At 71.4% G+C, this 12,504-nt stretch carries 7 protein-coding genes; 5 read left to right on the top strand and 2 right to left on the bottom strand.

The features are described from left to right. The first annotated feature begins 56 nt into the window (after positions 1-56). The 5 genes from D7X96_RS37115 (at position 57) to D7X96_RS37095 (ending at position 10,813) form a co-directional block, all read left to right on the top strand. Complete coding sequence (locus tag D7X96_RS37115; protein WP_120552655.1) at positions 57-560, top strand: NfeD family protein; 504 nt, start codon at positions 57-59, stop codon at positions 558-560. Beyond that, positions 551-1,639, top strand: a complete 1,089-nt coding sequence (locus tag D7X96_RS37110; RefSeq protein WP_208647435.1) for an SPFH domain-containing protein — start codon at positions 551-553, stop codon at positions 1,637-1,639. Before D7X96_RS37115 ends, D7X96_RS37110 begins: the two co-directional genes overlap by 10 nt. Before the next feature lie 274 nt (positions 1,640-1,913). Beyond that, complete coding sequence (locus D7X96_RS37105; protein ID WP_120552654.1) at positions 1,914-3,422, top strand: ATP-binding cassette domain-containing protein; 1,509 nt, start codon at positions 1,914-1,916, stop codon at positions 3,420-3,422. Between the two features lie 130 nt (positions 3,423-3,552). After that, positions 3,553-6,456: a CARDB domain-containing protein gene (locus D7X96_RS37100; protein WP_121771855.1), complete on the top strand. Its 2,904-nt coding sequence runs from the start codon at positions 3,553-3,555 to the stop codon at positions 6,454-6,456. A 220-nt stretch (positions 6,457-6,676) separates the two neighbouring features. After that, entirely contained in the window at positions 6,677-10,813 is a 4,137-nt protein-coding gene (locus D7X96_RS37095; protein WP_121771854.1) for a CARDB domain-containing protein, read from the top strand. A 46-nt stretch (positions 10,814-10,859) separates the two neighbouring features. Here D7X96_RS37095 and D7X96_RS37090 read toward each other — a convergent pair whose 3' ends face one another. Both D7X96_RS37090 and D7X96_RS37085 read right to left on the bottom strand, forming a co-directional pair. Further along, complete coding sequence (locus D7X96_RS37090) at positions 10,860-11,843, bottom strand: NAD-dependent epimerase/dehydratase family protein (protein WP_120552651.1); 984 nt, start codon at positions 11,841-11,843, stop codon at positions 10,860-10,862. 34 nt (positions 11,844-11,877) lie between these two features. After that, positions 11,878-12,411, bottom strand: coding sequence for a hypothetical protein (locus tag D7X96_RS37085; RefSeq protein WP_121771853.1), 534 nt, complete (start codon positions 12,409-12,411; stop codon positions 11,878-11,880). Positions 12,412-12,504 lie beyond the last annotated feature (93 nt).

Genomic DNA, 12,504 nt, shown 5'->3' with positions numbered 1-12,504 from the left:
AGACAGCGCCCGCCCGGTTTGACAGGGAACCGGAGCGGCTGCCAAACAAGGACCCCATGGACCCCACCGCCTGGCAGCTCTGGCTCATCGCCGCCATCGTCCTGGGCGCGCTGGAGATCAAGCTCTCCGGCTTCGTGACGCTCTGGTTCGCCGTGGGCGCGCTGATGGCCTCCCTGATGGCCGGGGCGGGCCTGGGCTTCAACAGCCAGCTCTTCGTCTTCACGCTGGTGTCCGCCGCCCTGTTCGGCGCGTCCCGCACCCTCTTCAAGAACGTTTTCATGCGGGACGCCGTGCACTTGAAGACGGGCGCGGAGGCGATGCTGGGCCAGGAGGCCGTGGTGACGGAGGCGCTGGCGGAGGGGCACGGGGGCATCGTGCGCATCAACGGCGAGCTGTGGATGGCCCGCTCCCTGTCCGGGCCCCTGCCCGAGGGCGAGCGCGTCACCGTGGAGCAGATTGAAGGCCTCAAACTGTGGGTGCGACGCCCGTCTGCGTCCCCCGAAGTCGCGCTGCAGCAACCGGCGCGTCGCAAGTCGAAGGAGAACGCATCATGGGACTGACCATTGTTCTGCTGTTCCTGGCCGCCGCCGTCGTGTTCGCGATGGTCACCGGGGTGCGCATCGTTCCCCAGGCCAAGGTGATGGTCGTGGAGCGGCTGGGGAAGTTCCACCGCGTGGCCTCCAGCGGCCTCAACATCCTCATCCCCTTCATGGACAGCCCGCGCGCCATGGAGATGCGCGCCGGCAACCGCTTCACGCGCAACACGCTGGTGGACCTGCGCGAGCAGGTCATGGGCTTCGAGACCGTCCAGGTCATCACCCATGACAACGTCAACATGGAGGTCGGCTCGGTCATCTACTACCAGATCGTCGACCCCGGCCGGGCGCTCTACCAGGTGGAGAACCTGGCGCTCGCCATCGAGCAGCTCACCATGACGAACCTGCGCAACGTCATGGGCGGCCTCACCCTGGATCAGACGCTCACCAGCCGCGAGACGGTCAACACCAAGCTGCGCATGGTGCTGGACGAGGCCACGGAGAAGTGGGGCGTGAAGGTCACCCGCGTGGAGCTGCGCGAGATTGAGCCGCCCCAGGCCATCAAGTCCGCCATGGCCAAGCAGATGACCGCCGAGCGCGAGCGCCGCGCGGAGGTCACCAAGGCCGAGGGCGACAAGGCCGCCGCCATCCTCCAGGCCGAGGGCGAGAAGATCTCCCGCATCCTGCGCGCGGAGGCCGAGCGCGACGCGGAGATCGCCCGCGCGGAGGGCCACAAGCGCGCCGTGATGCTGGAGGCCGAGGGCAAGGCCGAGGCCACGCGCCTCACCTTCGAGGCCATCCACACCGGCCGGGCCACGCCGGAGGTGCTGGCGCTGCGCTACCTGGAGACGCTCCAGGAGCTGGGCAAGGGCGACAACAAGATGTTCGTCCCCTACGAGGCCACCGCCGCGCTGGGCTCCATCGCCACGCTGAAGGAGGTGTTCGCCAAGGACGACGCCCCGGCCGCCGCGCCCCAGCCCCAGCTTCCGGCCCGCGCCCCGTCGGCCGCCGCGCTGAGCGCCCAGGCCCTGGCCCGCAACGCGGCCGCGAGCGCCACCCTCCCCGCCACGCGCCGGGTGCAGCCGCCCCCGTCGGACGAGTAACGCGGGAATCGTTGTCAGGGCACCGGCGTTTCCGAAGTCGGTGCCCTTGGTGTGCGGGCCCGGGCCTTGTCTTCAGCCCGGGCCGTGCCGCAAGCTGCACCTGAAGCACCGGCTGTCGGCTGTCCACGTGGGGAGATGTCAGAGGTCTTCCCCTGAACGAGGTTCGCAGATCCTTGAAGCTGTTCGCCTGAAACCCCGGTCCCCAGCTGTCCCCCGCCGCCGCGCGTCCTGACCGACGTGTGCGCTGGCTTCCGGTTTCAGGAGTCGCTTCAACATGCCCTCGTCCTCTTCCTCCGTGCGCGCGCACGACGTGTGCTTTTCGTTCACCGATGCCATCCCCGTCCTCACCGACGTGGAGTTCCACCTCACCCCGGGCTGGACGGGCCTCGTCGGTCCCAACGGCGCCGGCAAGTCCACCCTCTTGCGCCTGTTGTCCGGGGAGCTGACGCCCACGTCCGGGCAGCTCCAGTTCGAGCCGGACTCGCCGATCGTGTGCCTGTGTCCGCAGGGCGTGGAGGCGCTCACGCCGGACATCACCGCCTTCGCGGACGCGTGGGACGCGCTGGCGCGCAGGCTCCAGGGCCAGCTGGGCCTGGACGTCACGGCGCTGGAGCGCTGGCCCACGTTGTCTCCGGGAGAGCGCAAGCGCTGGCAGGTGGGCGCGGCGCTCGCCCGCGATCCGGACGTGCTGCTGCTGGATGAGCCCACCAACCACCTGGACGCGGAGGCACGCGCGTGGCTGGTGGCCGCGCTGCGCCGCTTCCGGGGCGTGGGCGTCGTCGTGTCCCATGACCGCGAGCTGCTGGAGACGCTCACCCAGGCCACGCTGCGCGTGCACGGCGGCGAGGCCCACCTGTACCCGGGCGCCTACTCCGCCGCGAAGGGCCACTGGGAAGCGGAGCGCGAGGCGGAGGTCGCCGCCCACCAGCAGTCCAAGGCGGAGCGGGACCGGGCCGCGCAGCTCCTGGCCAACGCCCGGCGCGAACACCAGGGCGCCACCCTGTCGCGCAGCACCGGGCGGCGCATGCGCAACAAGAACGACAGCGACGCGCGCGGCCTGGGCCCGTCCACACTGGCCGGTTGGGCCGAGGCCCGCCTGGGGCACCAGGTCACCGTGAAGCGGCGCGAGCTGGAGCGCGCCGAGGCAGCGGTGGGCACCTTCACCGCGGACAAGACCGTGGGCCGCTCCGTGTTCGTGGACTACGTGCGCTCGCCCAACCCGTGGCTCTTCACCTTCGACACGCCGGGGCTGAAGGCCGGCGACGTGGAGGTGCTGGGACCCACGCACCTGGACGTGGACCGCGAGGCGCGCATCCGCATCGAGGGTCCCAACGGCGCCGGCAAGACGACGCTCCTGAAGGCCCTGCTGGAGCAGGCGCGCGTGCCCCGCGACAAGCTGCTGTACCTGCCCCAGGACCTGGGCGTGGAGGAGACGCGGGCGATGCTCGAGGAGGTGCGCGAGCTGCCCCCGGAGGAGCGCGGCCGGGTGATGTCCCTGGTGGCCGCGCTGGGCGTGGATCCGCACCGGCTGCTCGCGTCCGGACAGCCGTCACCCGGCGAGGCGCGCAAGCTGGCCATCGCGCGCGGCCTGGGTCAGCACGCCTGGGCCCTGGTGCTGGACGAACCCACCAACCACCTGGACCTGCCGTCCATCGAGCGGCTGGAGGCGGCGCTGCACGACTACCCGGGCGCGCTGCTGCTCGTCACCCACGACGCGCCCTTCGCGCGCGCCTGTACCACCACGCGGTGGCGCGTCGCGAACGGACGCGTGGAGGTCGAGTAGAGACAGTGTCCGTCGGGGAAACACTGAAACAGGTTTCCCCGCCGGCTTCCGCTCCTAGAAAAGACATGCACGCCCGGTGGATGTCACACCGGGCCTGTATCGTCTGTCTCCCCCCATTCCAGGAGTCCGTATGTCTCGGCGTACGCCGCCATGGCGGCATTCGTGTCTCTTCATCACGGGCGCGCTCGCGCTCACCGGTTGCACGGGCGGTTCCGTGCCAGAGGAAGCGCCCGCGCTGGAGCAGCAGGCCGCCGCGCTCGTGCCCGGGCCGGACCTGCGCATCACGGAGCTGCAGGCTCCGGAGAACGCGAAGCCCGGCCAGTCCGTCACCGTCACCGCGAAGGTCTGCAACGCCGGTGAGCAGACCGTGTACTCCAGCCCCCTGCTCCAGGTGTACCTGTCCACCACGGCCACGCAGCAGGTGCCGGGGTCGGGGACGCAGCCGCCCACCAGCCAGCAGCTCACCCAGGGCCAGACGAGCGTGGGCACGGTGTACGCGGGCCAGTGCGTGTCCCGTTCGCTGAACATCACCGTCAGCCCGCCCTCGGGCTTCACGGGCAACGGCGTCTACTACCTGGGCGCCAGCATCGACACGCAGAAGGTGGTGCCGGAGCCGGATGAGACGAACAACGGCTTCGTCCGCGGCCGCATGGGCGTGGGCAGCCGGCCGGACCTGGTCGTCACGAAGGTGGACGCGCCAGCGAACCTGGCGCCGGGCCAGCTGTTCGACGCGTCCGTGACGGTGTGCAACGTGGGCACGGAGCCCAGCTCCAGCGGCGCCGTGCAGCTGTACCTGTCCACGGTCAACGCGATGACGATGCCGCCCCAGCCCGGCTCGCAGACCACCCTCCAGTTCCCGCTCGGCAGCATCCCCGTGGGTGGACTGGCCACGGGCCAGTGCCGCGTGGTGCCCTACTCCGGCACCGCGCAGCCGCCGTCCACGCCCGTGGCGCCCGGCACGCCCTACTACCTGGGCGGCATCGTGGATTGGACGGGGAGCGTGCTGGAGCTGCGCGAGGACAACAACACGTTCGTGCAGGGCCCGGTGGGCGTGGGTAACGCCCCGGACCTGACCCTCCGCTCCGTGACGGGGCCCGCGAGCGTGCGCGAGGGCGACCCGCTCCAGGCGACCGCGACGGTGTGCAACACGGGCTTCACGACCTCCGGTCCGGCCGACGTGAGGGTGGTGCTGTCCCCGGTGCCGTCGCTGGCGGCTCCGTCGTCCCAGCCCCGCCCCATGACCGAGCTGCCGCTGGGAACCCTCAACGTGCCGCCGCTGGCGGCGGGCCAGTGCGCCGCTCGCACGGTGCAGGGCCCCGCCAACCGCCCGCCCTCTTCCACGTATTCGCAGCCCCTGTACCTGGGCGCAATCGTGGACATGAACCAGGGCGTGATGGAGCTGCGCGAGGACAACAACACCCGCGCGGACACGCTGGTGGGTGTGGGCAATGCGCCGGACCTCACCGTCGTCGCGATGGACGTCCCCTCCAATTCGTCGCCCTATGCCCCGTTCACGGTGTCCGCGAAGGTCTGCAACGTGGGCACGGCGCGCTCCATGAGCGTGCCGCTGGACGTCTACGTCACGAACGAGCCCTCGCTCTCCATCACGCCGTCGGGCCCGCCGCCCATGTCCGCCATGATTCTGGGGGGAGGTCCGCTGCCGCAGCTGGAGCCGCGCGAGTGCGTCACCCGCGTCGTGACCGGCAACGTCAACCCGCCCGGCGGGACGATCATGCCGAACCCGACGCTGTACGTGGGCGCGGTCGTGGACGTGCCCGCGCTGCTTCAGGAGCTGCGCGAGGACAACAACGTGTCCGCGCTGTCCCGCATCGGGCATGGGAGCGGTCCGGACCTCGTCGTGCGCACGCTGACGGCGCCCGCGAGCGTCAAGCCCGGCACGTCGCTGTGGACGGACGTGAAGGTCTGCAACGAAGGCACCCAGCCCGCGCCGGCCTCCACGGTGGGCCTCTTCCTGTCCCTCACGCCCTCGGCGGTGTCACCGGTGCAGGGCCCGCCTCCGCCGACCCAGTCACCGGTGGGCACGGTGGAGGTGTCCTCGCTCCAGCCGGGTGCCTGCGCGCTGTACCCGAAGACGGTCTACGCCGCGCCTCCGCCGTACGCCCTGCCGTCGCAGCCGCTGTACCTGGTGGCCCTGGCGGACGTGAACCAGCAGCATCAGGAGCTGCGCGAGGACAACAACGTGCGCGTCGCCGGCCCGCTCTTCCTGGGCAACGGCCCGGACCTCGTGGTGACGGACGTCACCGGCCCCTCCAGCGCCATCCCCAACGGTCCCCTCACGCTGAAGGTGACGGTCTGCAACGCGGGGACGGAGCCGGCGGGGCCCTCGCAGGTGATGGGCGTCCTCGCGATGGAGGAGACGCTGTCCACGCAGTCTCCGCCCCCCGCGCCGTCGGAGTTCGTGGCGGGCGTGGTGTCGCTGCCGCCGCTGGCCGTGGGCCAGTGCCTGACGGCGCCCATCAACGGCCAGGCGGGCGCGCCCTATCTCGCCGACCCCAACAGCCCCCTCTTCCTGGGCGCCCGCGTGGACAGCGGCCTCCAGGTGATGGAACTGAACGAGGACAACAACACCCGCGTGACGTCGCGCCTTGTCCGGGGCAGCGGCCCGGACCTGGTGGTGCGCTCGGTGACGGTGGCGTCCGCGCCCGTGCCGCAGAACACCCGCTTCACCGCGCAGGTGGACATCTGCAACGAGGGGAACGTGTCCGTGTACGGCTCCGTGCCGATGGATCTCATCGTCACCACGGAGACGTCCCTCTACGTGCCCGGCCAGGGAATGCCGCCGTATACCCAGGTGCAGAGCCCCATCCCCGGAGGCAGCCTCTGGGCGTCCCCGCTGATGCCGGGCCAGTGCACCGTGCTGTGGGTCGAGGCCGAGGCCCTGCGTCCTCCCTCCTCCATGCCCGGCCAGCCCATCTACCTGGGCGCCATCATCGACACGCCGAACGCGTGGCAGGAGCTCATCGAGGACAACAACGCGCGGCTGATGGCCACGCCCATCAGCCAGGCGCAGTAGGGGCTTCCCGCTCGGGATTCCCCATCCGTTGAGATGGAGTTCGCCGGCCGGAGGGCCTTCACGCCTCGCGGCCGGCGATTGTCTTTTCCGGACCTGTCCGCCAATACGATGGGTTCGCGTCGTACTGCTTTTCGTCTTGGAGCGAGTCGCTTAAGGCTTCTCACGGCGTCGGCCGGCCCCGCTGGCGCCTCGTAGACCACCCATACCCCAAGGAGAACACATGCCACGGCTGTCGCCGTCATGGAGACACGCGTGTCTGCTCATCACGGGCACGCTCGTCATCACCGGCTGCGGAAGCGAAGGTGCGTCGCCCAGCGCGAAGCACGCCCGCGGTCAAACCCATTCATTGGATCAGGGCACGGACCTGGTCATCACCCGCCTGGACGCGCCCCAGAGCGTCCGCGACGGAAGCACGCTCACCGTCACCGCGCAGGTCTGCAACCGGGGCGACGCCTTCGCCGGCGGCAACGGGCCGACGCTCCTGCAGGTGTACCTGTCCACCTCCCCCACGCAGCAGGTGCCCGCGCCGGGGAGCCCGCCTCCCTCCGGACAGAGCACCGTGGGCGAGGTGGACGTGGGGCCGCTGGACCCTGGCGCGTGCGTCACGCGCACCGTGTCCGGCCCCGCGATTCCGCCCCCCGGCCCGCAGCCCGTCACCGCCCTCTACCTGGGCGCCAGCGTGGACACCGACCAGCAGGTGCAGGAGCTGGATGAGACCAACAACGGCTTCGTGAAGGGGCTGATGGGCGTGGGCACCGGGGCGGATCTGGTGGTCACCGAGGTGAAGGCCCCCGCCAACGTCCGCGACAACGCCTCCTTCCTCACGGAGGTGCGCGTCTGCAACGTGGGGACCGCGCCCTCCCCGACGACGCAGGCGGGCATCTACCTCTCCACGCAGACGGCCTTGAGCATCCCGGCGCCCGGCACCCCCTCCCTGTCGCAGATCAAGGTGGGCGAGGCGTTCGTGCCCGGGTTGGACGCGGGAGAATGCCTCCTGGTCCGGACCCAGGCCCACGCCCTGCGTCCCCCGAATGCCTCCCTGCCCACGCAGCCGCTGTACGTGGGCGCCATCGTCGATGACGCTGGAAATGCTCCGGAGCTGCGCGAGGACAACAACGCGCACGTCGCGGGCCGGATGGGCGTGGGCATGGGGCCCGACCTGACGGTGACCGGCGTGGTGGCGCCCGCCAACCTCCGCCATGGCGAGGAGGCCCGCACGTCCGTCACGGTGTGCAACGTGGGCACGGCGTACAGCTCGCCGGCGACCGTCGCGGTGCGCCTGGCCACCCAGCCGTCACTGACTCCGCTCCCGCAGCCCCCGTCACCCACCACCGAGACCGAGATCGGCACCACGCAGCTGCTGATGCCGCTGGCAGCCGGGCAGTGCACCCAGGTGAAGGTCTCCGGTCCCGCGTTCGCGCCTTCCGGCTGTCAGCCGGGCCAGCCCCTCTACCTGGGCGCGGCCGTGGGGGGCGGCTCTCCGTCCGAACCGGAGCTGCGCGAGGACAACAACACCTTCGTGAAGGGACTCGTGGGGCTGGGCAACGGCCCGGACCTGGTGATCCAGTCGCTGAAGGCGCCCGCCAACCTCCGGCCGTACGCCGGGTTCTCCGCCGAGGCGCGGGTCTGCAACGTGGGCACCGATTATCTGGCCGGCACCGCCCGCCTGGACCTGTTCCTCTCCACGCAGGACCCGGTGGTCCTCCCGGCGGCCTACCCCGGGCCGATCGCCACGCCCACCCAGACCCCCGTGGGCGGCGCGGACCTGTGGTTCCTGGAGGCCGGGCAGTGCACGACGGTGCCGGTGAACGCCAACGCCTCGCTGCCGCCCGAGTTCCAGCCGGGCAAGCCCCTGTACCTGGGCGCGGTCATCGACACGGTCCGGAACATCCAGGAGCTGCAGGAGGACAACAACGTCTTCACCCACGGACGGGTGGGCGTGGGAACGGCGCCGGACCTCGTCGTCACCGACGTGCAGGCACCCACGAACCTCCGGGACGGCCAGTCCTTCACCGCGAGCTACACGGTCTGCAACGTCGGCTTCGATCCCATCTCCGACTACGGCGTCTCGTTGTACCTCTCCCTGGACGCGGCGCCTCCGGTGCTGGGGCCCTCGCAGTACCCCAGCCCCCAGACCGGCTACGCCTTCCTGGGCCGCGCGTCGTCGTACGCGCACCTGGATTCCCAGCGGTGCGCCACGCGCAGCGCCACCTTCCACGCCATGCGTCCGTACCCGTCGGGCCCCTGGGATGTTCCCGGAACCTGGCACCTGAGCGCGGTCGTCGACACCGGGACGCAGGAGACGCGCCTGGACAACAACGGCTTCGCCGCGGGGCTGGTGGGCGTGGGTGACGGGCCCGACCTCGTCGTCACGGAGGTCCAGGGGCCCGCCAGCGTGCGGGAGAACGAGACCTTCACCACCCGCGTGAAGGTCTGCAACGTGGGCACGCAGCCGTCGAACGGCATGGCCCCCGTGGCGGTCTACGTGGGCACGGAGGCCGTGCTGCAGGCGCCTTCGCAGGGCGCTCCGCCTCCGCCCAATGACAGCCAGTTCCTGGTGGGCATGCTGGACGTGCCTCCGCTGGACACGGGCGCGTGCGACACGCAGGAGCTCAGCGGCCAGGCGTCGCGGCCGTACCGGGCGGCGCCGGACCAGCCGCTGTACCTGGGCGCCGTCGCCGACCCCCTGGCCCAGATGCAGGAGCTGCGCGAGGACAACAACACCCGCGTGGCGGGGGTGATCAGCGTGGGCAACGGCCCGGACCTGGTCATCACCTCGCTGGAGGCGCCGGACAGCGCCTCGACGTACGAGACGTTCATCGCCAGCGCGCGCGTCTGCAACGTGGGCACCGAGTCCTCGTACAGCGCGCGGGTCGCGTTCGTCCTGTCCGCGGAGGAGACCTGGGAGCTGCCACCGGAGGGGGCCCCGAGGCCGTTCCCTGCCCCCACCCAGCTCATCCTGACCGAAGGCTCCGTCCAGGATATCCCGGCGGGCGAGTGCAAGACCCTGACGCGGACCATGCGCCCCATGCCGCCGCCGGGGGCCTCTCCGGATCAGCCCGTGTACCTGAGCGCCGTCGTGGAGCCGTACGGGTGGTCCCAGGCCGAGCTGCGCCGGGACAACAACGTCCACGTCCGGGGACGGCTGGGCATTGGCAACGGGCCGGAGCTGATCGCCACGTCGGTGACGGCGCCCCCCGGCGTCCTGCCGTGGGTGCCCTTCACCACCTCCGTCACGGTCTGCAACCAGGGTGTGATGCCCTCGCCGAGCGGGGTCCGGGCGACGCTGCACATGCTGACGACGCCCTCGCTGCCGCTGCCCTCGCCGCAGAACTACCCGCCGTATGAAGAGCTGCTTGCGGACGGGATCCTCCCGCAGGTGGGACCGCACGCCTGCGTCACCTTCCCGATGGAGTCCATTGCCCGCAGCTACGGGGCGCAGCCGGAGGGCCAGCTGTTCTACGTCGGCATCACCCTGGATCCGAACGCGTACGTGATGGAGGAGGTGCGCAAGGACAACAACACGTTCATCAGTCCCCGGCGCATTGCCGTAGGGTCCGCGCCGGACCTCGTCATCACCGCCATGGGGGGACCGGCCAGCGTCCGGCCCGACATGGGGGGGATGACGGTGCCGGTGACGGTCTGCAACCAGGGCACGCAGCCCGCGCAGCCGCGGACGGTGTCCATCGTCCTGTCCACGGAGCCCACGCTGCCGCAGCCGCCGTCGCAGGGCGGGCCCATCCCGCCGTCCTCCCGCGTGGCGGTGCTGGGCCTGGTGGAGATTCCGGACCTGCCCGTGAACGCGTGCGCCACGCGTGAGGAGAACGTTCCGGTCAGCCTGCCGCAGGGGGCGTCGCCGGGCGCGGTCTTCTACCTGGGCGCCGCGGTGGACGGCGCGGGGCCGGGCGTCGAGCTGCGCACGGACAACGACACCTTCGTGCGGGGCCGCATCGGCGTGGGCAACGCGCCGGACCTGGTCATCACGAATGTCATCGCGCCGTTCTCCGTGCGGAGGGACGAGCCGTTCACCACCCAGGTGACGGTCTGCAACCAGGGCACCGAGAACTTCTACTGGGGCGCCCAGGTGGAGCTGTACCTCTCCACGCAGCCCACGCTGCGCTTCCCCGGCGCCGGGATGTCCACGTCCCAGGTCTTCCTGGGCAACCTGCCCATGGACTCGCTGCTCGCGGGACAGTGCACGACGAGCGCGCTCACCACGACGGCCTCCTGGCTGCCGGAGGGCCAGGGCTCCGGGCTGTTCTACCTGGGCGCGCTGGTGGATCCGTACCGCTCGGTGACGGAGCTGCGCGAGGACAACAACGCCTTCGTCGAGAGCTTCCTCGCGGTGCTGCCGTAGCCCTTCCACACGGCACGTAGGACACACAGGGCGCCGGCCAGGGTCTTCACGAGCCCCGGCCGGCGCCCATCCATTCGCGGTACCACGCCACCAGCCGGGCCACGCCCGCGTCCGCGGACACGCGCGGCCGGAAGCCCGTCTCCGCCTCCAGCCGCGTGGTGTCCGCCCACGTGGAGGCCATCTCCGCGGGCGCGGCGGGTACGGACGTCACGCGGGCCTTCGCGCCCCAGTGCCGCTCCAGCAGGCCCACGAAGTCCCCCAGCGCCACCGGCTCTCCGTGTCCCACGTTGAGCAGCCGGTGCGGCGGGCCGCCTCCCGAAGGCGGCCGGTCCAACACGCGCGTCACGGCCTCCGCCACGTCGTCCACGAAGGTGAAGTCGCGCCGCATGCGCCCGTCGCCGTGCAGCCGCAGGGGCTCGCCTCGAGCCAGCGCGCGCAGGAACAGGAGGGGCGCCATGTCCGGGCGCCCCCACGGGCCGTACACCGTGAAGAAGCGCAGGCCGCTGGCGGGCAGCCGGTGCAGGTGGCTGTACGCGTGGGCCATCAGCTCGTTGGCGCGCTTGGTGGCGCCGTAGAGGTTGAGCGGCTGATCCACCGGCGCGTCCTCGCGGAACGGAGCGGGCGTGGCCGCGCCATACACGGAGCTGGAGGACGCGTAGACCAGGTGCTGGACGCGCGCCTCGCGACAGGCCTCCAGCACGCGCACGAAGCCCGTCACGTTGGTGTCCGCGTACGCCGGAGCCTCCGCGTCCGGGGCCCGCACGCCCACGCGCGCGGCCAGGTGCACCACGCCCTCCGGACGGGCGGTGGTGAATGCCTCGCCCAGCCGGGCCGCGTCGGTGATGTCGCCGGCGAGGAAGGTGAAGCCGCGCGCACCCGTCAGCCGCTGGAGGCGGGAGCGTCGCAGCGCCACGTCCCCGGGAGCCGCGTCCAGTGCGTCCAGTCCCACCACCGTGTCGCCCCGGGCGAGGAGCCGCTCGCAGACGTGGGCGCCGATGAAGCCCGCCGCGCCCGTCACCAGGACCCGCATGCCCCCCTCTTCCCGCGCGAAAGGAGGACAGCCGTCACGGCACCACCTTCACCGCGTCGATGACGGCCCGGCGCAGGAACGAGTTCCAGTCCGTCGCGGACTGGTAGGCGCTCACGATGGGCTGCGAGCGGAACGTGTCCGTCCAGAGCACCTGGCCGTTGGGGTCCACCATGCCCAGCCGCAGCACCACGTCCACCCGGTTCAGCACCGACGCGCCGGACACGTCCAGCCAGTCCAGGATGACCACCACCGCGGCCTCGGCCTTGTTCTGCCTCACGAAGGACGACACCTCGTCCGTGAGCGGCACGGGGGCCTGGGACTGGCGGGTGGCCACGACCTCGAAGCCGCGCGAGAGGAGCTCGGCTTCCGCCTGGCGGACCAGCACCGTGCGCGGGTTGCCCTCTCCGATGATGTCCTGGCGGAAGGAGCCCGTGGGCAGCACGTCCACGCGCGAGCCCGCAATCACCACCACCTTGCGGATGGCTCCCTCCGGGCGCACCTGCCGGGCGGCGCAGGCCGGAAGGACGAGGGATACCAGGAGGAGTGAAAGGAGTCGTGCGGGGCGCATGCCGTCACGCTAGGCCACAAGCGGCGGGGCCTCCACCCCGACCGCACCTGCCCGCCCCTCAATCGAACAACCCCTGCAGGTAGTAGTCCCCGT

This window comes from Corallococcus interemptor, from assembly GCF_003668875.1.
Taxonomy (GTDB): Bacteria; Myxococcota; Myxococcia; order Myxococcales; family Myxococcaceae; genus Corallococcus; species Corallococcus interemptor.
This window is presented reverse-complemented; position numbering and strand designations above follow the sequence as displayed.